This window comes from Kitasatospora sp. NPDC001309 (genome assembly GCF_042896295.1).
Classification (GTDB): domain Bacteria; phylum Actinomycetota; class Actinomycetes; order Streptomycetales; family Streptomycetaceae; genus Kitasatospora.
This window is the reverse complement of sequence record NZ_JBIAXC010000007.1, coordinates 24,871-44,446: the sequence shown is the minus strand read 5'-3', so window position 1 is coordinate 44,446 and position 19,576 is coordinate 24,871. Positions and strand designations below refer to the sequence as shown.

Annotated in this window: 22 protein-coding genes and 1 pseudogene; 9 read left to right on the top strand and 14 right to left on the bottom strand. The window is 73.7% G+C overall.

The window, feature by feature from the left end:
• Positions 1 to 85: 85 nt before the first annotated feature.
• On the bottom strand, positions 86 to 898 hold the full coding sequence (locus tag ACFY2K_RS09425; RefSeq protein ID WP_387710480.1) for a class I SAM-dependent methyltransferase: 813 nt from the start codon (positions 896 to 898) through the stop codon (positions 86 to 88).
• 234 nt (positions 899 to 1,132) lie between these two features.
• Here ACFY2K_RS09425 and ACFY2K_RS09420 point away from each other — a divergent pair, with 234 nt between their 5' ends.
• Complete coding sequence (locus ACFY2K_RS09420; protein WP_380525413.1) at positions 1,133 to 1,642, top strand: DinB family protein; 510 nt, start codon at positions 1,133 to 1,135, stop codon at positions 1,640 to 1,642.
• A gap of 38 nt (positions 1,643 to 1,680) precedes the next feature.
• On the opposite strand, the gene ACFY2K_RS09415 is transcribed toward ACFY2K_RS09420, so the two are convergent.
• Positions 1,681 to 2,202 (bottom strand): hypothetical protein, encoded by a 522-nt coding sequence (locus ACFY2K_RS09415; protein ID WP_387710478.1) that lies wholly within the window; start codon positions 2,200 to 2,202, stop codon positions 1,681 to 1,683.
• A gap of 209 nt (positions 2,203 to 2,411) precedes the next feature.
• Entirely contained in the window at positions 2,412 to 4,055 is a 1,644-nt protein-coding gene (locus ACFY2K_RS09410; RefSeq protein WP_380640550.1) for a CehA/McbA family metallohydrolase, read from the bottom strand.
• 486 nt (positions 4,056 to 4,541) lie between these two features.
• Here ACFY2K_RS09410 and ACFY2K_RS09405 point away from each other — a divergent pair, with 486 nt between their 5' ends.
• Positions 4,542 to 5,207: a polysaccharide deacetylase family protein gene (locus tag ACFY2K_RS09405; protein WP_375894848.1), complete on the top strand. Its 666-nt coding sequence runs from the start codon at positions 4,542 to 4,544 to the stop codon at positions 5,205 to 5,207.
• Between the two features lie 9 nt (positions 5,208 to 5,216).
• Here ACFY2K_RS09405 and ACFY2K_RS09400 read toward each other — a convergent pair whose 3' ends face one another.
• The 3 genes from ACFY2K_RS09400 to ACFY2K_RS09390 all read right to left on the bottom strand — a co-directional run bounded on the left by ACFY2K_RS09400 (position 5,217) and on the right by ACFY2K_RS09390 (position 6,879).
• Complete coding sequence (locus ACFY2K_RS09400) at positions 5,217 to 5,600, bottom strand: barstar family protein (RefSeq protein ID WP_380589011.1); 384 nt, start codon at positions 5,598 to 5,600, stop codon at positions 5,217 to 5,219.
• A gap of 46 nt (positions 5,601 to 5,646) precedes the next feature.
• Positions 5,647 to 6,300 (bottom strand): 4'-phosphopantetheinyl transferase, encoded by a 654-nt coding sequence (locus ACFY2K_RS09395; RefSeq protein ID WP_375894844.1) that lies wholly within the window; start codon positions 6,298 to 6,300, stop codon positions 5,647 to 5,649.
• Between the two features lie 366 nt (positions 6,301 to 6,666).
• Entirely contained in the window at positions 6,667 to 6,879 is a 213-nt protein-coding gene (locus tag ACFY2K_RS09390) for a hypothetical protein (protein ID WP_380589014.1), read from the bottom strand.
• Positions 6,880 to 7,165: 286 nt separating this feature from the next.
• Between ACFY2K_RS09390 and ACFY2K_RS09385 the strand changes: the two genes are divergently transcribed.
• The gene (locus ACFY2K_RS09385; RefSeq protein WP_375894841.1) at positions 7,166 to 7,651 is read left to right on the top strand and encodes a cysteine/serine endopeptidase inhibitor; all 486 of its coding nucleotides are present in this window, start codon (positions 7,166 to 7,168) and stop codon (positions 7,649 to 7,651) included.
• An 89-nt stretch (positions 7,652 to 7,740) separates the two neighbouring features.
• On the opposite strand, the gene ACFY2K_RS09380 is transcribed toward ACFY2K_RS09385, so the two are convergent.
• Complete coding sequence (locus tag ACFY2K_RS09380) at positions 7,741 to 8,649, bottom strand: LysR family transcriptional regulator (protein WP_387710474.1); 909 nt, start codon at positions 8,647 to 8,649, stop codon at positions 7,741 to 7,743.
• Positions 8,650 to 8,884: 235 nt separating this feature from the next.
• Here ACFY2K_RS09380 and ACFY2K_RS09375 point away from each other — a divergent pair, with 235 nt between their 5' ends.
• Both ACFY2K_RS09375 and ACFY2K_RS09370 read left to right on the top strand, forming a co-directional pair.
• A complete protein-coding gene (locus ACFY2K_RS09375; protein WP_380640544.1) occupies positions 8,885 to 9,910 on the top strand; it encodes an FAD-dependent oxidoreductase in 1,026 nt (341 codons plus the stop codon).
• Between the two features lie 89 nt (positions 9,911 to 9,999).
• A complete protein-coding gene (locus ACFY2K_RS09370) occupies positions 10,000 to 11,514 on the top strand; it encodes a hypothetical protein (RefSeq protein ID WP_387710472.1) in 1,515 nt (504 codons plus the stop codon).
• Positions 11,515 to 11,622: 108 nt separating this feature from the next.
• On the opposite strand, the gene ACFY2K_RS09365 is transcribed toward ACFY2K_RS09370, so the two are convergent.
• Positions 11,623 to 12,351, bottom strand: a complete 729-nt coding sequence (locus ACFY2K_RS09365; protein WP_387710470.1) for a ribosome-inactivating family protein — start codon at positions 12,349 to 12,351, stop codon at positions 11,623 to 11,625.
• Positions 12,348 to 12,551, bottom strand: coding sequence for a hypothetical protein (locus ACFY2K_RS09360; protein ID WP_387710468.1), 204 nt, complete (start codon positions 12,549 to 12,551; stop codon positions 12,348 to 12,350). Before ACFY2K_RS09360 ends, ACFY2K_RS09365 begins: the two co-directional genes overlap by 4 nt.
• 295 nt (positions 12,552 to 12,846) lie before the next feature.
• On the opposite strand from ACFY2K_RS09360, the gene ACFY2K_RS09355 reads away from it, so the two are divergent.
• From ACFY2K_RS09355 to ACFY2K_RS09345, 3 genes are all read left to right on the top strand, one after another.
• Complete coding sequence (locus ACFY2K_RS09355; RefSeq protein ID WP_380525403.1) at positions 12,847 to 13,206, top strand: hypothetical protein; 360 nt, start codon at positions 12,847 to 12,849, stop codon at positions 13,204 to 13,206.
• A gap of 111 nt (positions 13,207 to 13,317) precedes the next feature.
• Positions 13,318 to 14,562: a sensor histidine kinase gene (locus ACFY2K_RS09350; protein ID WP_380525402.1), complete on the top strand. Its 1,245-nt coding sequence runs from the start codon at positions 13,318 to 13,320 to the stop codon at positions 14,560 to 14,562.
• Positions 14,550 to 15,197, top strand: coding sequence for a response regulator (locus ACFY2K_RS09345; protein ID WP_380525401.1), 648 nt, complete (start codon positions 14,550 to 14,552; stop codon positions 15,195 to 15,197). Before ACFY2K_RS09350 ends, ACFY2K_RS09345 begins: the two co-directional genes overlap by 13 nt.
• Before the next feature lie 86 nt (positions 15,198 to 15,283).
• Here ACFY2K_RS09345 and ACFY2K_RS09340 read toward each other — a convergent pair whose 3' ends face one another.
• The 5 genes and pseudogenes from ACFY2K_RS09340 to ACFY2K_RS09320 all read right to left on the bottom strand — a co-directional run bounded on the left by ACFY2K_RS09340 (position 15,284) and on the right by ACFY2K_RS09320 (position 18,927).
• Positions 15,284 to 15,895, bottom strand: coding sequence for a class I SAM-dependent methyltransferase (locus ACFY2K_RS09340; RefSeq protein WP_375894825.1), 612 nt, complete (start codon positions 15,893 to 15,895; stop codon positions 15,284 to 15,286).
• A 148-nt stretch (positions 15,896 to 16,043) separates the two neighbouring features.
• Positions 16,044 to 16,538 carry a hypothetical protein gene (locus ACFY2K_RS09335; RefSeq protein ID WP_387710466.1) on the bottom strand — a complete coding sequence of 165 codons (495 nt, stop codon included), beginning with the start codon at positions 16,536 to 16,538 and terminating at the stop codon, positions 16,044 to 16,046.
• Positions 16,539 to 16,786: 248 nt separating this feature from the next.
• A complete protein-coding gene (locus ACFY2K_RS09330) occupies positions 16,787 to 17,143 on the bottom strand; it encodes a hypothetical protein (protein ID WP_375894442.1) in 357 nt (118 codons plus the stop codon).
• A gap of 30 nt (positions 17,144 to 17,173) precedes the next feature.
• Positions 17,174 to 17,671 (bottom strand): annotated as a pseudogene (locus ACFY2K_RS09325) (NUDIX domain-containing protein); the annotation flags it as partial.
• Positions 17,668 to 18,927 carry a helix-turn-helix transcriptional regulator gene (locus tag ACFY2K_RS09320; protein WP_387710464.1) on the bottom strand — a complete coding sequence of 420 codons (1,260 nt, stop codon included), beginning with the start codon at positions 18,925 to 18,927 and terminating at the stop codon, positions 17,668 to 17,670. The gene ACFY2K_RS09320 and the pseudogene ACFY2K_RS09325, both read right to left, overlap by 4 nt.
• Before the next feature lie 215 nt (positions 18,928 to 19,142).
• Between ACFY2K_RS09320 and ACFY2K_RS09315 the strand changes: the two genes are divergently transcribed.
• On the top strand, positions 19,143 to 19,565 hold the full coding sequence (locus tag ACFY2K_RS09315) for an ATP-binding protein (protein WP_387710688.1): 423 nt from the start codon (positions 19,143 to 19,145) through the stop codon (positions 19,563 to 19,565).
• Positions 19,566 to 19,576 lie beyond the last annotated feature (11 nt).

Below are 19,576 nucleotides of genomic sequence, written 5' to 3'. Positions count from 1 at the left end.
CCCCGGAGCTGTGAGGGGTGTCCTGCCCCGGGCCTGTCCGCGGGGGTGCGGGCAGGCCCGGGGGTTGGTGGGCGGTGGGGGCGGGTCAGGTGCGGGTGGCGGTGAGGAGGTGGTAGTCGAGGAGGCCGTGGCGCCAGGCGGGGAGGAAGTTGCGGGTCCAGTGGTCGGAGGGGACGGTGTCGGCGAGGTAGCGGTCGAGGCCGGGCCAGACGTCGGGGCCGATGGACTCGGTGCCGATGTCGGTGAAGCCGGCGTCGGTGAGGTCGCCGGTGAAGCCGTCGAGGGTGTGGGCGACGTCGAGTCCGTCGGCGAAGCTGGCGAGGAGGATCTTGAGGCGTTCGGCGATCTCGGGGCCGGGGGCGGCGAAGAAGGTGGTGACGACCAGGCGGCCGCCGGGGCGCAGGACCCGGGCGGCTTCGCGGGCGAAACCGCCGAGTTCGCGGAAGTGCTGGGCGGCCTCGACGGAGTAGACGCCGTCCAGGGTGGCGTCGGCGAAGGGGAGTTGGGCGGCGGAGCCGAGGGTGTAGGCGAGCCGGTCGGGGTAGGTGGCCAGGGCGCGGGCGTTGACGGCGCGGGCGCGTTCGATCTGGTCGGGGTGGATGTCGACACCGGTGACGGAGGCGAAGCGGAACTCCCGTAGCGCGAGCGCCGTACCGAGGCCGCGGCCGCAGCCGACCTCCGCCAGGCGCAGCTGTCCGCGTGGCTCCGGGAAGGCGTTCAGCACCCGGCGGTAGAGCTGCTCCTGGCTGTGCACCCGGTCCTCGGCGGACGGGGCGGTCAGGTCGATGCCGTGCCAGTCACCGAAGTTGATGAATCCGCCCGCGAAGGACGGCGCGGTGCTGAGGTCGTCGGCACCGTAGGTGCGGCGCACTGTCGGGGGGATGTGGTTGTGGTCCATGGGCCGTCGGGTCTCCTGCTCGTGGGCGCCCGGCGGTCGGGCGCGCCGAGGTACGTACCCAAACCTGTGGTGGTCCGAACACGGTACGTGACGGGGCGGGTTCGGGGTTGACGGGGAGTGGAAACCCGGTGTCCGACGGGGGTGCGGGTTCGCTACAGTCCGCCGGTGGCCGACCGGACCGGCCCGATCCACCGGACACGCCCCAGGGCCAGAGCACGAGGAGCACGACCCCGCATGAGCACCGACGACCGACCCGTACCCTCGTTGACCGGTGGCGAGCGCCAGATGCTGCGCGAGTTCCTGGACTTCCACCGGGCGACCCTCGCCATGAAGTGCGAGGGCCTGACCGACGAACAGCTGCGGCAGCGCTCCAGTCCGCCGTCCGAGCTGAGCCTGCTCGGGCTGGTGCGGCACATGGCCGAGGTGGAGCGTACCTGGTTCCGCCGGGTGATCGACGGCGAGGACGTCCCGCTGGTCTGGTCCCCCGACGGGGACTACCAGGTGGCCTACGACCCGACCGGGGCCACCCGTGCCGAGGCCTTCGCCGCCTGGCGGGCCGAGGTCGAGCACTCGCGCCGGATCGAGCTGGCGGCGCCCTCGCTGGACGTCACCGGCTACCAGGCGCGGTGGGGGGCCGAGGTGTCGCTGCGGCTGGTGATGCTGCACCTGATCCACGAGTACGCCCGGCACAACGGGCACGCGGACTTCCTGCGGGAGGCCATCGACGGCACGGTCGGGGCGTAGGGCCTGGGGGCGTAGGGGCCTGGGGCCGGGGTGGCGGGCTACCAGCCGAGCAGGTGGGTGCGGGCGGTGAGGGCCGCCAGCACCGACTTGGCGGTGGTCTCCGGCGTGAGGTCGGTGGTGTCCAGCTCGTGCGGGGTGGCGGGGGCCGCGCCGGTGAGGACGACGTAGTGCAGGGCCGCGCCGGTGGTGCGGCTCTCGCGGCGGAAGGTGTCCAGGGCCGCCGGGGCGTCGGCGCACTCGACGACGACCTGGTAGCCGCCGGTGGCGTAGGCGAAGGCGGCCTGGGCGGTGGCCGCGAGCGCGGTGGCCTGCTGCCGGTCGGCCCCGGGCAGCTGCGGCGGGACCTGGCCGTTGCGGATGACCCGGAGGAAGTCGTCCGTCCGCAGGTGGACGCTCGGGCGCAGCTCCTGGACGAGCAGCCCCGCGACCGGGCTGCCGCCCCCTGCTCCACCGGCGGCCCCGGTGGGATCGGCGGCCCCGGCGGGGTCGACGAGGACGAGGACGCCTCCGGCGCCCCGGCCGCCCCCGAGCTCCGGCCCACCTACGGTCGTACGGTTCACAGCTGCTGATCCCTTCGCGGGCCGGGGACGGGACGGGTACGGACGGGCAGCCGGGGCGAGACGGTGGGCGTGCGGAGGAGCCGGTCGCCCCGGATACGGACAGCCGACCGCCTCGTCCCTACGACTGATGCGTTTCGGGGATCAACCTAGTCCAAACGGGTGCCCCGAGTCGTCCCCCTCCCGGCCGGTGGGCGGGTCGCCGGACCCGTTCAGCGCTCCTCGGCGCGCAGCACGATCGGGTTGGTGAGGGCCGCCATCGGCCCCCACGGCAGGTCCGGACCCATCGCGTTGCCCTTGCCGGGCGTCCCGTCCGCCCTCGGGTGGCGGACCTCGGCGCGGACGTAGGCGGCCAGCGAGGCCGTGGTGCGCCAGACGACCGTGCCGGAGCCGTCGGCGGGCAGCGACTCCTGGTGCAGCTGCCCCTCGTCGGTGATCAGCCGGACGGTGCCGCCGGGCACGCCGGAGACGGCGAGCCGGACGTCCACCGGGGCGTCGGCCGGGACGGTCAGCTCCTCACCGATGCCTGCCCGGCGGCCGTGGCCGGTGGCGGTGAGGTCGAGCCGGACGGCGGCGGACTCGGCCAGCCAGCTGCGCCCGGCGCGCAGCCCGTCGAGGACGGCGTCGCGGGTGAGGTCCTCGGCGAGGACGACGTTGTGCGGCAGGCCGATGACCTGGGGCGCGCTGTGGGCGTCGCTGTTGCCCATCGCGGGCCGCCAGGAGCGGCCGCCCCGCAGGGCCACCGCGAGCTCGGAGTCCCAGGTGTCGACGGCCGACTCGTCGTCGTAGGTCCACGGCCCGTTCCACACCTCGACGGCGTCGGCCTGCTCGTAGCCGAACTTCCACTGGCAGGCGACGTACGGGCAGTACGGGTGCGCGGGCACCACCAGGCCGCCGGAGCGGTGGACCTGGCGGACGAAGCGCGGGAACTCCTCGTCGCGCGAGCGGTAGCGCCAGTCGACGAACTGGCCGGCCTCCAGGCCCAGGGCCAGCCAGTGGCCGTTGCGGGTGGTGACCTCCTCGCCGGGCACGATCAGCAGGTCCGGGCCGGCCAGCGGACCCCAGACGGCGTGCGAGGAGCTGGTGTTGTGGTCGGTGGAGACGATGAAGTCCAGGCCCGCGGCGCGGGCCCCGGCGGCCACCTCCTCGGGCAGGCGGCGGCCGTCGGAGTGCACGGTGTGCAGGTGGCAGTCGCCCCGGTACCAGGCCCGGCCGCGGCCGCGGGCCCGCTCCGGCGGGTAGTGCGGGGTGAACTCCGGCCCCGGCTCGCCGAACCGGAGGGTCACCTCGACGTGGTACTCCAGGCCCTGCGGGGCGACCTGGTACGGGCCCAGGACGAGGTGCCAGGTGCCCGGGTTGATCGGGCCGGGGAGGTAGCCCGGGGTGGCGGAGCCGCGGGCGAGCGCGAACTCGGTGCGGAAGCCGCCGGACCAGCCGCGGAAGCCGTCGCCGCCGAGGTCGGTGCCGCGCTCGTCGAAGATGCCGATGTCGCAGGAGTTGCCGGGGGTGCCGGCCGGGACCGGCGGCTTGTCGTAGCCGTAGGAGACGGCGATCTCGCGGACGCCCTCGGGGACTTCGAGCGGGAGGTAGACGAAGTCGGGGCAGCCGGTGGGGAGGTGGCCGGTGAGGGTGAGGGTGCGGTCGGTCCGGTCCGCGTCCTGGTTCGTGTCGCGGTTCGGGGCGGCCGAGGCGGTGCCCGCGGCACCGGTCGTGGCGGCCAGGCCGAGGGCGGTGGCGGCGCCGGTGGCGAGGCCGGTGCGGAGCAGGTCGCGGCGGGCGGGGTGCGGGGGAGCGGCGGGGTGCGCGGGCCGGGCGGGGGGTGTCGGGTCGGCGGGAGGTGTGGGGTCGGCGGGCATCGGGGCCTCCGGGCTGGGGTGGGCTGGTCCGTCCGTTCGCCTACCCCCGGGGGTGAACCCGGGGTGAGGCGGGACCCACCGGGGTGGGGCGGGCCGGTGAAAGAGGGGCCCGGCCAGGGCGGGGCGAGTTGCGGGGAGTGACGGATGACCGGTTCATAGTCATGTGGTGGTTCGTACGGAAGGTGACGACGGGGCGGTCGGGAGGCAGGCGTGGCACTGAGTCGGCGGACGCTGCTGGCGGCGGTGGTGGGCGGCGGTGCGCTGGCGGGGTGCGGGTCGGGGCGCGGCGCGGAGGGGGGCAGGGCGGCCGTCGGCTCGACGGGGACTCCGGCGGGGACCTCTTCGCCGAGTCCTTCGGCGACCTCTACGCCGAGCCCTTCGGCGGCGCCCTCGGGGAGTCCCGCGGGCACGGCGTCGGCCGCACCCTCCGCTGCCGCGACCCCCCGGGAGCCGGGCCGGGCCGAGCTGGTCCAGCGCTACGCGGCCGTGGCGCCGACCGCCTGGGGCCTGGACCTCCCCGGGGTGGTCACCGGGCTGCCGGAGGGTCAGCAGGCCACGGCGCTCACCTTCGACGCCTGCGGGGGGCCCGGCGGGAGCCGCTACGACGCCGAGCTGATCGACTTCCTGCGCGCCCACGAGGTCCCGGCCACGCTGTTCCTGAACGCCCGCTGGATCGACGCCAATCCGCGCACCTTCGAACAGCTCGCCGCCGACCCGCTGTTCGAGATCGGCAACCACGGCACCGTGCACCGCCCGCTGTCCGTGACCGGCCGTTCGGCCGAGGGGATCGCGGGTACGGGCGGGGTCGGCGAGGTGTACGACGAGGTGGCGGGCAACGCCCACAAGCTGACCGAGCTGCTCGGGCACCCGCCGCGGTTCTTCCGCTCCGGCACCGCGTACTACGACGACGTCGCCGTCCGGGTGGTCGCCGACCTGGGCGAACGGATCGCCGGGTTCACCGTGAACGCGGACGGCGGGGCGACCCTCCCGGCCGCTGAGGTGCGGCAGGAGGTGGCGTCGGCGCCGCCGGGGGCGATCGTCATCGGGCACATGAACCAGCCCGGCCACGGCACCGCCCGCGGGGTGGCGGCGGCGCTGCCGGGGCTGCTGGCGGCGGGGCGGAGGTTCGTCCGGTTGTCCGACGTGCTGTGAGCCCGAGGGTCAGGCCAGGCGGAGGCCGCCCGGGTGCTGCTCCTCGATGATGTCGACCAGCCAGTCGAAGACCGTCGGGCCCTTGCCCGCCCGGGCGGCGGCCAGCTCGGCCGCGACCTGCGCGCGGTTGGTGGGGTGGACCCGGGGGAGCTGCCGCTCCAGCTGGCGGGCTGTCTCCGGGTAGCCGAGGGCGCGGCGGGAGGCCTCGTGGTCGCGCCACTCGATGACGTAGTCGTCGTCGTCCGGCGTGCCGAAGCCGCCGCTGAGGCAGTCGGCGAAGGCGTCCAGGTTGCGGCCGAAGTAGCCGTCGGCGCCGATCTTCCGACCGACCTCCGCCCAGAAGTCCTCCAGGTTGCCGATCTTCCCGCCGTCGAGCACATAGGTCACCGTCACGGGGACGAGGATATGCCCGGGCGGCGAACCGCCGGGTGGCGGCCGGTTACGGGTGGACGGCGATCGCGGTGGCGAGCAGGCCGTCGCGCACCGCCCAGCGGCCCTCGAAGCCGTCCAGGCGGCGGCCGCCGACCACCGGGCCGGGGACCAGCAGCCGGGCGGTGAAGGTGCCGTCGGGGGAGAGGTCGAGCTCGGCCTCGTGGAAGTCCAGCCACAGCCGGGTGAGCGGGAACCAGGCCTTGTAGACCGACTCCTTGGCGCTGAACAGGATGCGGTCCCACGGCGTGTCCGGGTGTTCGGCGGCGAGCTTCGCCAGCCGTTCCTGCTCGACCGGCAGGGCGACGGAGTCCAGCACGCCCTCGGGGAGCGGCAGTGCCGGCTCGGCGTCGATGCCCACCGAGGCCAGGGTGCCGGCCCGGGTGACGGCGGCCGCGCGGAAGCCGTCGCAGTGGGTGAGGCTGCCGATCACGCCGTCCGGCCAGCTCGGCGCCCCGCGCAGGCCCGGGACGAGCGGGCGGTACGGGACGCCGAGGCGGGCCAGCGCGGTGCGGGCGCAGTGGCGGACGGTGGTGAACTCGCGGCGGCGCTTGTCCACGGCGCGGGCGACGGCGGCCTCCTCGGCGGGCTCCAGCCGGGCCTCGGGCGGGTCGTCGTAGGCCACCTCGGTCACCACGACGTCCGGCAGCAGGTCCCCGATCATGCGTTCCCCCCTGGGTCGGCGAGCGCGGGCGGCGGGCCGCGCGGAGCGAGCCTAACGCGGGCGGGCGGGCCCGGTCCGTGATCTTCGGCAAATCGGGGCCGCTCGCGCAGCGGCGGTCATTGGAAGGCCGTCACTGGGGGGGGCGGTCACTCGAAGGCGGCCGCCGCCTCGCGCAGGGCCCGGGCGACCGTCTCCGGTCGTACGGCGGTGAAGGAGCGGAGGGAGATCAGCCGGGAGGAGCGGTAGCGTTCCAGCTCGGGGGTGCCGGGCAGCAGGGTGACCGGGCGGCGGGGTGGCGGTCCGATGGCGGGAGTGCGGCTGTCGGGGTCGGGTGCTGCCCGGGTGCGGGGCGGTGGTGACTGCCCGTCACTGTCCGAGCAGGTGGGCGAAGTCCAGTCCGAGGCTGCCGAGGACGGGCAGTGCGCCGAGGTCGGTCACGCCGCCGACCGGGATGCTGTAGCCCTGGTTCACCTCGCGGGTCGCGGGTGCGGCGGCGGGCGAGGGGGCGGCGAGGGCCGGTGCGGCGAGGGCCGGGGTCAGGGCGGCGCCGAGGAGCAGGGCGGCGAGGGCGGTGCGCATGGGGGCGGGCCTCCGGGGCGGGCGGTCGTGACGGCCTGTCAACACCCTGTGTGGTGGAGCGGTCACGCATCTTCGCCCCTTCGGCCGCATTGGTAAAGATCCTTGCCTTGTGTTCATGGCAACACCGGGGAGGTCTGGACCATGCCGAGGACGGGCGCATACGTTCCTTTCACCGGGTGGGCATCGGATCGTCGGATCGGTCGCCGAACTGCACTGTGGCCTCGGTGACTTCTGGCTGTCATGCCCATGACCTTTCCCGGGATCGTCGAACCGGAGGGAATGAACCATGCGCGCCATCGGCAAGAACCTCAGGATCCTCGCGGGCGCCCCGCTCGCCGCCGCCGCCCTCATCGCCCTGACGGCCGGCTCCGCCAGCGCCGCGATACCGATCAACAAGCCGATGACCGGCAAGGCCACGTACTACACCGACGCGGGCTACGGCGCCTGCGGCACCCAGATCAACGCCTCCAACCAGATGCTGGTCGCCGTCTCGCACACCTGGTGGACCACCGCGAACCCCAACAACGACCCGGTGTGCAAGGGCATCTCGGTCAAGGTCACGTACCAGGGCAAGACCATCACCGTCCCGGTGAAGGACCAGTGTCCGTCCTGCGACTCCACCCACATCGACCTCAGCCAGCCCGCCTTCGCCAAGCTGGCCCCGCTCGACAAGGGCGTGATCAGCGGCCTCACCTGGCAGTTCGTCAAGGCCGGGCTGAACGGCAGGACCGTCGAGCTGTCCGAGCCCGTCACCGGCTCGACCATCGGCTGACGGCCGCCCACCCCGCCGGGCCCACCTCGGCCGCTCGCGCGCGTGCCCACGGGCTCGTGCGCGTGCGTACGGGGGTGGGCCCGGCGGTCTCAACTGCCAGGCGGGGAAGTCGCTGTGGCGCCGAGCCGTGGGGCCATGGCGAGCAGCAGCTGGACCGCCGGGGAGGCCGTCCGGGGGTTGTGGGCCAGGCCCAGTGAGACCGTCGGCGCCGGGCGGGCCAGGCGGCGCAGGCTGACACCGGGGATCCGGAAGACCCGGGCCCGGCCCTCCGGGATCGGCGCGATGCCGTGGCCCGCCGCCACCGCGAGCAGCAGCTGCTCGTCGTCCGGCTCCTCGCGGACGATCCGGGGCGGCCGGTCGGGCCAGAGCTGGCCGGTGATCGACGCGTGCATCCCGGGCCCGTTGTCGCGCGGCCACAGCACCACCGGCTCGTCCCGGATCGCGCCCCGGTCGAGCCGGCCGCGGCCCCGGGCGAGCGGGTGGCCGCTCGGCACCGCGAGCAGTAGTTCCTCCTCGGCGATGACCCGGCAGGCCAGCTCGGGGACGTCCAGCGGCGGACGGACGAAGGCCGCGTCCAGCCGCCCGGCGAGCAGCTCGTCGACGTTGAGGGCGGTCCAGCCGGTCTGCAGGGCGACGTCCACCCGGGGGTAGCGACTGCGGAACTCGCCCATCAGGGTGTCCGAGACGCCGCCGCGGGCCGAGCGGGTGTACGCCACCCGCAGGCTGCCCTGCTGCCCCCGGGCCACCGCCGCGATCCGCCGGTCGGCCTCGGCCACCCGGTGCAGCAGCTGCCGGGCCTCCTCGGCGACCGCGCCGCCGATCGGGGTCAACGTGCAGCCCCTGCTGGTGCGTTCGACCAGCTGCACGCCGAGCTGCCGCTCCAGCGCCTTGATCTGCTGGCTCAGCGCGGGCTGGGCCACCCGTAGTCGGCGGGCGGCCCGGGTGAAGTTCAACTCCTCGGCCAGGACCGCGAAGTAACGCATGCGACGGAGGTCCACCGGGCGATGATAGGCCCGCCGCGGTGGACCGGCGCCGGGCCCGCGCACCGCCCACCGGCGGCGATAAGGGCGCCTTATCGCCGGAGGACGCAACCGGTCTTGGACGCCTCGCCGCCCGCCCCGCTTTCCTGGAGTCCGGACGCCGCGGCCGGATCGGCCGGCGGGGAGTCGGTGGGAGGGGGGCACCGTGGGTGTGGGCGTTGCTACGGGTGTTGGTACGGGTGTTGGTACGGGCGTGGATGCGGATGCGGACCTGGGCGTGGGCCTGGACGTGGTCGTGATCGGCAGCGGGATCATCGGGCTCACCACGGCCCTGCGCCTCCAGGAGCGGGGCCTGCGGGTCGGGGTGGTGACGGCGGACGGGCTGCTGTCCACGGTCTCGGCCGTGGCCGCAGCCGTCTGGTACCCGGTGGGTGTGGAGGCGGGCGGGCAGGTGGCCGCCTGGTCGGCCGCCACCTACGCCGAACTCGCCCGGCAGGCCCGGGCCGGCGTGCCCGGCGTCGTCCTGCGCGACACCTGGATGCCCGCGCTCCGGCGTCAGGACGGCGGCACCCCCTGGTGGGGCGCCGGCGTCCCCGACCTGCGCCGACTGGAGCCGGCCGACCTCGCCCCGGCCTACGCGGACGGCTGGCGGTTCACCGCCCCCACGGTCGAGATGCCGCGCTACCTGCCCTGGCTGCTCGGCCGCTTCCGCGAGGGCGGCGGCAAGGTGCTCCACCGGCGGCTCGACACCCTCCGGCAGGCCGGCGCCTGGGCGCCCGTGGTGGTCAACGCGGCCGGCCTCGGCGCCCGGCTGCTGTGCGGCGACGACGCGGTGCGGCCGGTGCGGGGACAGCTCGCCCTGGTGCGCAACCCCGGTCTGCGGGCCTCGCTGCGGATCCAGGACGAACCGGCCGGGTACACCTACGTCCACCCGCGCAGCCGGGACGTCGTCCTCGGCGGCACCTTCGAGGAGGGCAGCTGGGACCTCCGCGGCGACCGGGCGGCGGCCGAGGCGATCCTGGCCCGGTGCGCGGTGCACGTCCCCGAGCTGCGCGGAGCCGAACTCATCGGCTGCCCGGTCGGCCTGCGGCCCGACCGCAGGGGCGGGGTGCGGCTGGCGGTCGAGGAGTCGGCCGATGGGGAAGCGGTGGGCGGGGAGGCGGCGGCCGGGCTCCGGATCGTGCACAACTACGGGCACGGCGGCGCGGGCGTGACGCTGAGCTGGGGGTGTGCGGACGCGGTGGTGGAGCTGGTCGGGGCGGGTGCCCGGATCCGATGATTCGTCCTGCGGGGTGCGGCCGTCGGTGACTAGAATCCCGGTCCGTCGTGCGGTCGTTCCGCCCCGAAGTCCATTCCTGCGGAGGAGTCTTGGCCTCGATCACCCTCGACGCCGAGCGCCGCGTCCGCGCCGACGCCGGACGCGTCCGGATCGCCGCCGTCGACGCGCTGCGCTCGCTCGGCTTCCAGGTCACCTCGGAGCAGGCCACCGTGGTGGAGGCCCGGCGCGGCTCGGTCGTGCGCTCCGCCATGCTGCTGCCCGACGAAGTCCCGCTCGCGGCGCGGCTCCAGTTCGCCGCCGCTGCCGCGGCCGACGGGAACGGCACCACGGTTGCGGTGCACCTCACCGACCGGGCCGTCTCGGTGGTCGCCCTCGGTGTGCAGTCCCCGTACGTGACGGCGTACCAGAACGCGCTGTTCGCCCTCGACCGGGCGCTGACCGCCCTCGACCCCGACGCGGCGACGGACTTCCCGCAGCCCCGCTGGTGGACCAGCGCACCCCAGGCCGAGACGCTGGCCCGGCACCACCAGACCGGGCAACGGGTGGTCGGCGGTGTCACCGCCATGATCAACGACCGGCTCTCCGGCACCCCCCGGCGCACCGGGCCCTCGCTCTGGAGCGGGGTGCAGGGCGCCGTCTTCCACTCCCGCGCGGGCGTACTCGGCCTGGACCACTCCGCCCTGGCCGCCCTGCTGGCGATACCGGTGATGATGAGCAGCCGGCCGGACGGCGTACCGGAACAACTCGGCGCCGGAGTGGCCCGGTTGGCCGCCGAGGTGGAGGGCTGCCTGGCGGCGGTCGGGTTCGGTGTGGTGGACGTGCGGATCGGCAGCGAACAGCGCCCCGTCTTCGAGTTCCTGTACCGCCAGTTCGGCATCCGCTCCCAGTTGCCGGTCCGCACCCTGTGCACCTGCCGGGACTGCCGGCAGACCAAGGTGGTGAACCTGGACCTCCAGCGGATGCGGGAACGGCGGAGGCGGCTCAAGCTCATCACCACCGTCGTCCGGGCCGGCCACGGCAAGAACGGTGAGATCAACCCCTTCGCGATGATCGGGGCGTTCCTCCAACAGGGCAAGGTCGAGCCCGACTTCATCTGCTCGCGCTGCGAGAGCACGGCGGCCGACGAACACCCGGTGACCTTCTGCCCGGGCTGCGGGGACATGCGTACGGAGGGGGCGCTGATCAGCTGCGGCGAGTGCGGGTACGACTTCGAGGCGCTGGTGGCGGGGCTGGCGGTGTGGGGCGCGGCGCCGCCTCCGGTGCCGCCGGTGGCGCCGGTCGCGCCCCCGCCACCGGTGGCGCCCCTGCCACCGGTGGCGCCGCCGCGCCCGGCCGTGCCGCCGATGCCGGCCGTGGCCCCGATACCGGCGCCGCCCACGGAGCCGCCCGTTGCCCCGCCCGCCGCGCCGCCCGGCTTCGGCCCGCCGCCCGAGGGCTTCACCCCGCCGCCGCCCCCGACCTGCGGCATCTGCGGCGGCAGCTACCCCGTGCTGTGGTCCGTCCAGGTCCTGGACGGTGCCAACCCCCGTCCGCTCACCGTCTGCCGCACCTCCCCGCACTGCTCCCCGCCCTCGGTGATCGCCCCGGTGCGGATGCCGTCCTGAGGCGGGTGGTGCGACCCGCGTTCCGCGCAGGGCTGATACCGGGCCACGGCCGCCACCGAGTGCTCTCGGTGGCGGCCTTGGCGGTTCTCCGGGCAGGTGGGGATGCCGTCAGTGGGCGGTTCCGTGGGTCAGGAAGGGAGCGATCCTCGGCGTTCCGGTGCCGATCCCGTTGACGATGTCGCTGATGCTGCTGTAGTTACGGCCGTCGATCCTGACGGTGGGGCGCTGGGAGTCACCGTTCTGCTCCCGGTAGACGAGGCGCGACAGCTCGTCCCAGCTGTTCTCCAGGCCGGCTCCGAAGGGGCCCAGGTTGTCGTAGCGCTGGGCGCCGTCCTGCTGTCCGCCGGTCTCGATCGAGGCGGCGATGCGGTTCTCGATCCAACCGAAACGGGCCGCCTCGGAGGTCGCTCCGATCATGGCGGCGAGTGGGGCGCGGGCTTGGTCCCGGGAGCCTTCGGAGACCCCGAAGAGCGTGCTGAGGAAGCCGTAGAAGGCCGCTCCGCTGTAGCGCTGGGCACCGCGGGCCTCGGGGCTGGCGAGGTCGGAGTAGTGGGAGGAGTACCGGAGGTTCTCGAGGAGGCCGTCCCGCGGGTAGGCGGCGGCGAACCGGGTGCTGAGGTACGTCGGAGCGTCGCTGAACCGCCAGTTCCGCCCCGAGGCGGTGAAGCCGTCGAGGTACAGGTTGTCGAGGCGCAGGTAGAGCGAGAGCCGGTGCGTGTTGATCGGGTCGCTGTAGTCGTTCACGCTGATCTCGATGTACCGCCCGGTGGCCGTGGTGGTCCGTGCCAGGGCGGGGGCGATGCTGGTTCCGGAGAGCTCCCTGAGCTGCCTGATCATGCTCTGGTAGTTCGCTGCGGGGCGGCTGCCCCAGCGGCGAGTCCGGTGATGTCCCAGGTGACGACCGACCAGTAGTTGCTGGTGTCGGCCTTGGCGGTCGGGGCGGCCTTGAACTGGGCCACGGAGAACAGGGCGACGAGTGAGAGCAGGAGCGCCGTCAGGCGCTTCGAGCCGCCGAGGGAGCGGTTTGCTGCGGGCATGGACCAGGGGGCCTTTCTGGGCGTGCATGACATGGTGTGCTGCGGTGGTGCGTCGGGCAGGGCCTGACCCGTACGGCGATGCATACTCCGTATGTACGAAACCACGGGCCGACGATGCCTGCGGGTTCAGCCGGTGGACAACGGCTTCGGAGGCCTCTCCCCGCCGGGGTGTCCTGGGCGGGACCGCCGAGCTGTCCGACCCGGACATCGCTGCGGTCAAGGCCATGGACAAGTAGCCTGACCAGTGGCGCAACGGTGCAACGGCGCAACGGGTTCGAGGCGGGGGACGGGCAGGGTGCAGGGGATCAGCTTCCGGGCATGGCGGGGTCGGCACTACGTCACGTTGGCCGAACTGCTCGGGCACCTGGGCGACTTCGGGAAGGCCCTGCGCTGGCGGGTCGAGTGCGAGGAGCACTGGGAGCTCACAGCGGAGCTGGAGCGCCGCTCGGCCGGCGAGGGCATGGACACCGCGACGCTGCTCGCCCTGGTCTCCCCGGCCGTGCAGTTCGTCGACGCCGAGGCGACCGGCTCGGCCGACGGTGCGCCGGTGGTGGTGCTCACGGAGTTCGACAGCTCGCTGTGGGAGGTCAGGTCCGTCGACGAGCGTGTGCTCGGTGAGTTCCGGCGACACTATCCGGACGCCGTCGGCCTCTGACCGGACTTGACGTCCAGTGGGCCCGGCCCCGGCGTGGTGGTACTGGGTTCACCAGGGATGCGGATACAAGATCCATAGCGGGCCCGTGTCGGGGTGCTCTAACGTCGAGCCATGACGATTCCACCCCGGTTGGGGCGCCTGGCGCGGCGGGCGCGGCGGGACACCGGCTTCCTGGCCACGGGTGTCCCGCTGCACCTGGCGCTGGTGCCCGTGTGGGCCTGGAGCGCGGCGACCATTGCCAGGACGGGGGACTGGGCGCTCGTGCTCCCGGTGTCCGTCGCCCTGGTCCTGAGCGGCGTCCCGGTGCTGACGATGGTTCAGCGGTACCGGCACCGGGCGCTGCTCGGGGTGGACATCCGTCGCCCGGCGCCCGTGCCGCAGCGGTGGTCGCCCGCCACGGCCCTGCGGTGGCTCGCCTCGCCGCGCGCCTGGCGCCAGGTCGGGTACCACCTGGTGCTGGGCCCGCCGGCGGCCCTGGCGGAGCTGTTGGTGCTGGTGGCGGCGGCGGTGGGTCTGGCGGGCGCCACCGGGTACGGCTGGGTGTGGGCGCTGCCGGTCGGGGCGCGGCGCGTATGGTTCGGCTGGGCGACGCTGATGCCGTGCTACACCGTGCTCGGCCTCCTGCTGCTGTCCCTCCTGCCCTGGCTCGCCGGGGTGGTGGCCCGGGCGGAGTCGCGCTCCGCCGCGGCGCTGCTCGGACCCAGCCGGGCCGATCGGCTCCAGGAGCGGGTCGCGTACCTGGCGACCAGCCGCACCGATCTGATCGAGGCGGTCGATGCCGAGCGCCGCCGGATCGAGCGCGACCTGCACGACGGCACCCAGCAGCGGCTGGTCTCGCTGGCGGTCAACCTGGGACTGGCCATGGCCACCAGCCCCGACCTGCCGGGCGAGACCCGTGCGATGCTGGCGGAAGCGCACCTGGAGGCGAAGGCGGCGATCGCCGAACTCGGCGATATGGTACGCGGGTTGCATCCGGCGGTGCTCGAGGACCGGGGCCTGGATGCGGCGTTGTCCGGACTGGCCGCCCGCGTTCCGCTGCCGGTGCGCCTGCGGGTCGAGCTGCCGGAACGGGCGGCGCCCGCCGTGGAGTCGGTTGCGTACTTCGTGATCTCCGAGGCGCTGGCGAACGTGACCAAGCACGCCGGCGCCTCGCGGGTCGAGGTGACGGTCCGACGGGTCGGGACGGTCCTGCGGTTGAACGTCACCGACGACGGGCTGGGCGGCGCCGACCCCTCCGGTGGTACGGGGTTGAGCGGGCTGGCCAAGCGGGTGGGCTCCGTCGACGGCGTCCTCCGGCTCAGCAGCCCCGTCGGGGGACCGACGACCGTGACGGTGGAGCTGCCGTGCGCGCGGTGATCGCCGAGGACTCGGTGCTGTTGCGGGTCGGCCTGGTCAAGGTACTGGAGATGGGCGGCTTCCAGGTCGTCGCCGAAGTCGGCGATGCGGAGGCGCTGTTGGCCGCCGTCGAGGAGCACCGGCCCGAACTCGCCCTGGTGGACGTCCGGATGCCGCCCACCTTCACCGACGAGGGCGTGCGGGCGGCCACGGCGATCCGCCGCAGCCGGCCGCGCACGGCGGTGGTCCTGCTCTCGCAGTACGTGGAGGAGCGGTACGCCGCTGACCTGTTGGCGAACAACACGAGCGGAGTGGGTTACCTGCTCAAGCAACGCGTGGCCGATGTCCAGGACTTCGCGGCAGCGGTACGGCGGGTGGCCGAAGGGGGGACGGCGCTGGACCCCCAGGTCGTCGCCCAACTCCTGCTCCGCCGCGGCGACCCGCTGGCCGCCCTGACCCCGCGCGAGCGGGAGGTGCTGGCCCTGATGGCGGAGGGCCGGTCCAATGCCGGCATCGCCGAGGCGCTGACGGTCGGTGAGAGCGCGGTGGCCAAGCACATCAACAACATCCTCGCCAAACTCGACCTGCCGGTGGCCGATGCGGACCACCGCCGGGTGCTCGCCGTGCTGCGCTTCCTGGGCGCGTCCAGGGACTGAGCCCCGGGGGCGGGGGCGGGCCCGCTTGTGCGCGTCCAGTCCCGTCGTGGTCCTCGGGCACCCGCGCGGCCGTGCGCACGGTGGCGTCAGGCGTGGATCGGGCGCAGCACCGCGTAGTACGCGAACGGCGGACCGTACAGCCGGGCGACCCGCAGCCCGGCTCCCTCCGCCAGGCTGATCAGCGAGGACGGCCGGATCTGGTGCCGGTCGAAGAACTCGCCGACCACCAGCCGCCCGAACGGCTTCAACGTCCGGCGCAGCTCGGCCAGCGTGCGCGCCGGATCCGGGATCTCGCCCAGCGCCGTCACCAGGTAGGCCGCATCGAACGAGCCGTCCGCAAAAGGAAGTTCATGTGCGTCGGCGCAGGTCGGCACGATGGTGCCGACACCCTGCTCCTTGGCCCGGCGGCCCACGTGGTCGAGCATCTCCTGCTGGATGTCCACGATGTCCAGCTGCCCGTCCGGGCCCAGCTGCGGTGCGACGTGCAGCGACTGCAGGCCGGTTCCGGGGCCGATCTCCAGGATCCTCTCGCCCTCCCGGGCCTGCAGCACGTGGTCCAGACGCTTCAAGGTCAGGAACGGCAGTGGCAGGTCGAGCAGCCAGTGCTGGGAGTACGGGTACGGCGCGGAGTCGGTGAACCACCAGGTGGCGACGGCGGCGGCAGCGCCCGCGCCGATCAATGCTCGTGAATTCCTCATCATTCCTCCATAAATGTCCGACTAGGGCCATCGAGAGCAGTTCTGATGGTTGGTCAGGTGTGTTTGTGTGCACTCGACTTGCGCCGGCGCCGGCGCTGCGGACCGGACCGGACCGCAGGCGCGCCGATCACGTCACGAGCTGTTCCGCTCAGCGGCCCGGCCGAGGGAAGGTCCGGGTCGCGAGAACCGCGCAGGCCAGCGCCAGCGGCACCTCGGCGAAGGCCGCCATGAGCGCCGCCTGCGTGAAGTCCGAACCCGGGGCGGCCGTCATGGTGTCGAACCAGGCGTCGACCAGCAGCAGGGCCGAGGTCGCGGCGGAGGCCAGGCAGGCCCGGCGGTCGCCGCGCCTGAGGAGCAGTCCGGTGGAGAGCAGGCCGAGCGCCTCAAGGCCGTCCAGACCCGTCCACGTCCAGGCCCAGTGCGAGGCCCGAGCGGTGGCCGGCAGCCCGGTGTGCAGGAAGACCAGCCAGGGAATCATCGCCAGCCCGAGCGCGGTGAGGACCGTGGCCCCCCGGCGAAGCAGCAGGGGGAGCGCCGAAGCGGCCGCGGCCTTCGGAAGGATCCGCCGGGCACCGGCGTCCGAACCGGCGTCCCCGCCGACCGGACGGAGCGAATGAACGCCGGTCGGCTGCATGCTCGCCATGACACCTGACTCCCTCCCGTGCCCGTTCCTCGGGCACGGCATCAGCATGTCGTTCGCGCGCGCCGGAGGCAGTAGCGCTCCTATCCGAGTTGATGGTGGTGCTAGGTACCGTCCGTCAGGGCGGCCATGACCGACTTCGCGGCGACCGCTTCTCGCGCGGCGGCCGCGCGACCACTCCGGCGACGCGGCGCGGGTCTGCGCCCGCGCCCGCGCCCGCGCCTGCGGACTCGCAGGCGCGGGCGGGAGGGTCAGAGGTGGCGTTCGACGGCCTCGAAGATGTCGGCGTCGGTCTCCTGCTGCCACTTGGGGAGGTCGTCCCAGTCGGCGGTGTAGGCGGGTTTGGGGGCGGCGATGTGGTGGTGGATCTGGGCGATCCAGCAGAGGGCGACGAAGCGGCCCTTCTGCTCGCGGGTGAGCTTCGAGGTGCTCCCGCCGCTGACGGTGATGAAATCGCGGACCTGGCCGAACACGGCGGCTGCGGCAGCCCGTTCCCAGTCGGGCGTCTCCTCCCAGGGGGAGACGTAGCCGGGCTTGGGATCGCCGGGGAAGTGCTTGCGCACCCCGGCGATCCAGGCCTCGCGGAAGATCCGGCCGTCCTCGGTCATGGGGGATTCCTTCTCGGTGGTGGGATCAATCCCGTTGTGCAGGTACCGGGTTCGGCCGTCGGCGAGCGAGTGCAGGGCGGCCTGGAACCGGCGGCGTTGACGGGGGCGGAGCCTGGCGGCGGCCTCGGCGGCGGGGAGGAAGATGGCCTCGGAGAGTTCGTCGTCGTGCGGGCGCACGGCGGCGGCGAGGGCGGGAGCGAGGACGCCGGCGTCGAAGACGAAGGCGAGTTGATCGTCCCAGGGGCCGTGCGGGGCGACCCAGTCGACGACGAGGAGGCGGTGGACGGTGATGTTCAGGCCGAGTTCCTCCCGCAGTTCCCGGACGGCTGCACGGTCGGGCGGCTCGTTGGCCTCCGCCATGCCACCGGGCAGGTCCCAGGCCGGCTTGTAGGTCGGGTTGACGGTGAGGATCCGGCCGACGTCGTCGCGCAGGATGACGTCCGCCGAGACGCGCTTGCGCGCCTGTCGCGCGTTGCCCTCGGCGAGGTGGGCGTGCCAGGCCTCGGTGTCGGTGGTGGTCGGCCTCATGATGGACCTCTCCGGGGCGACGGGATGATGTCGGCGAGCAGGAGGAGTCTGATTCTGCTCGCTTCGTCGAATCGTGCCAGGAATTCCCGCACCGGGCCGTAGCCGCGGTGGTTCCGGAGGAACGCGGCCAGGCCGTCGAGTTGGTCGACCACGCGCACGGAGCCGAGGGTCGGGCTGGTGGTGAGGAGTTCGCTGCCGACGGTGACCGAGGCGTCCAGATCGCCGTGCTGAGCGTAGGCGAGGGCCAGGGCGATCCGGCTGAACGCGAGCGAGCGCGCCCGGCCCTCGGTGCGGAGGGCAACTGCCCGTTCGCCGTGTCGAAGCGCCTCGGAGTGCCGTCCGAGGTCGGCGTGGATCAGCGCGGATTCACTCGCCAAGGTGGCCTGGTCGAACGGGCTCAGCCAGGGATGTGCGATCTCCGCCCGGTCGGCGAGTGCGGCGCCCGCGCGATCGAGTGAGCGGACGGCGGAGCCGAACTGGTCGGAGGCCGCGAGCGACCTGGCGAGCATGGTGTGCAACCGGGAGGTGAGGCCGGGTAGGTGGGGGCCTCGCCGAGCGAGGTCGATGCCGACCGACGCCCAGTGCGAGGCGCGGACCGGATCGCCGCTGTGGAGCGCCAGATGGCTCGTGCTGGCGGCGATGTTGGCGGCCAGCAGGGGGTCGTCGGCGGCCTGGGCGAGTGCGAAGGCACGGGTGAAGTGGCGTGCGGCGGTGCCGTCGCGGCCCGAGTCGTGGGCCATCCAACCGGCCATCTCGGTGAGGGCGGAGGCGGCGGCGAAGACGTGGGGGTTGCTGTCGATGTCGACCAGCCGTGGAGCCACGTTCACGGACAGGTGGCGGACGACCGCCGTGTAGAGCCGTCCGCCACCGCTCTGCCGGTCGGCGGCCCGGAAGGCCTCGACGGCGGTGAGATCGTCGTCGGCCCCCGGCTCCGGTGCGACCGGAGCCGGGGGCGAGGACACGGCGCCGGGCTCCCATGACCGTTGGGCGAGACCCAGGAGCTGCCCAGGGATCCGGAACGCGTCGGCGATCTGCTCGAACAGGGAGAGCTTCTCGACCCGGGTCTTGCCGTTCATGTAGTCGTAGAGGCGGCCTTGGGTGATGTCCGCGGCGGTGGCCAGGCGACGTGTGCTGATGCCACGGGAGTTCAGGAGGCGGAACACCGCACCCATGTCACGGGCCGTGCAGGCCGACCGGAAGCGCTCGTTGTCGATGAGCCCCGCGACGACTTCGCTCGGGTCTGGTTGACGCTCCACCGCTCGCTCCCCTGAAGGCTGAGCCAATACTACGGCTACGGAGAGTGCGGTGACTCCGACTCGGAGTCACAGGGTCGGAGTCCTCCCGGCAGCCTCTCGGCGGGTTGGGTCGGTGAGTGCTCCGGTTCCGGGTCGTGTCCCTGGAAGGAGCGGCGATCGGCCGGGCGGTGCTGCGAGAGCAGGGTGGCCCTGACCTCACTGAGGAGTGACCCGTGATGAACCAGCGCGCTGGAGTGGTCGACCGTGGTCGGGCCGTGCGTCCGGCCACGGCCCTGTTGCCGTACCGGGGGGAGTCAGTGGGGGAAGCGCGTCGCATGGTGCGGGGGAAGCTGGTGGAGTGGGGGTTGCCGGAGCTCATCGATGCTGCGGAGGTGGTCGTCAGTGAACTCGTGACCAATGCGGTGAAGACGGGGTGCCTGGCGCGGATGGCCGTCACTGTTCGCCGGGTCACCGATCGAACCGTGCGCGTGGCGGTGCGGGACGGGTCGCGCATCCTGCCCGTGTTGATGGTGGCAGGGGAGGACGAGGAGGGGCACCGGGGGCTGGCGTTGGTCCACCATCTGACGGGCGGGCGTTGGGGGGCCTCCGTGGAGGTGTGGGGGAAGATCGTGCATGCGGATCTGGTGGTTGGCTGTTAGGCAGAGAAGAG

Bases quoted from the DNA above. Each gene is read 5' to 3' on its own strand.
- ACFY2K_RS09425 (WP_387710480.1), bottom strand. From the start codon at position 898: ATGGACCACAACCACATCCCCCCGACAGTGCGCCGCACCTACGGTGCC.
- ACFY2K_RS09420 (WP_380525413.1), top strand. From the start codon at position 1,133: ATGAGCACCGACGACCGACCCGTACCCTCGTTGACCGGTGGCGAGCGC.
- ACFY2K_RS09410 (WP_380640550.1), bottom strand. From the start codon at position 4,055: ATGCCCGCCGACCCCACACCTCCCGCCGACCCGACACCCCCCGCCCGG.
- ACFY2K_RS09395 (WP_375894844.1), bottom strand. From the start codon at position 6,300: ATGATCGGGGACCTGCTGCCGGACGTCGTGGTGACCGAGGTGGCCTAC.
- ACFY2K_RS09390 (WP_380589014.1), bottom strand. From the start codon at position 6,879: ATGCGCACCGCCCTCGCCGCCCTGCTCCTCGGCGCCGCCCTGACCCCG.
- ACFY2K_RS09385 (WP_375894841.1), top strand. From the start codon at position 7,166: ATGCGCGCCATCGGCAAGAACCTCAGGATCCTCGCGGGCGCCCCGCTC.
- ACFY2K_RS09365 (WP_387710470.1), bottom strand. From the start codon at position 12,351: ATGATCAGGCAGCTCAGGGAGCTCTCCGGAACCAGCATCGCCCCCGCC.
- ACFY2K_RS09360 (WP_387710468.1), bottom strand. From the start codon at position 12,551: ATGCCCGCAGCAAACCGCTCCCTCGGCGGCTCGAAGCGCCTGACGGCG.
- ACFY2K_RS09350 (WP_380525402.1), top strand. From the start codon at position 13,318: ATGACGATTCCACCCCGGTTGGGGCGCCTGGCGCGGCGGGCGCGGCGG.
- ACFY2K_RS09340 (WP_375894825.1), bottom strand. From the start codon at position 15,895: ATGAGGAATTCACGAGCATTGATCGGCGCGGGCGCTGCCGCCGCCGTC.
- ACFY2K_RS09335 (WP_387710466.1), bottom strand. From the start codon at position 16,538: ATGGCGAGCATGCAGCCGACCGGCGTTCATTCGCTCCGTCCGGTCGGC.
- ACFY2K_RS09330 (WP_375894442.1), bottom strand. From the start codon at position 17,143: ATGACCGAGGACGGCCGGATCTTCCGCGAGGCCTGGATCGCCGGGGTG.
- ACFY2K_RS09315 (WP_387710688.1), top strand. From the start codon at position 19,143: ATGAACCAGCGCGCTGGAGTGGTCGACCGTGGTCGGGCCGTGCGTCCG.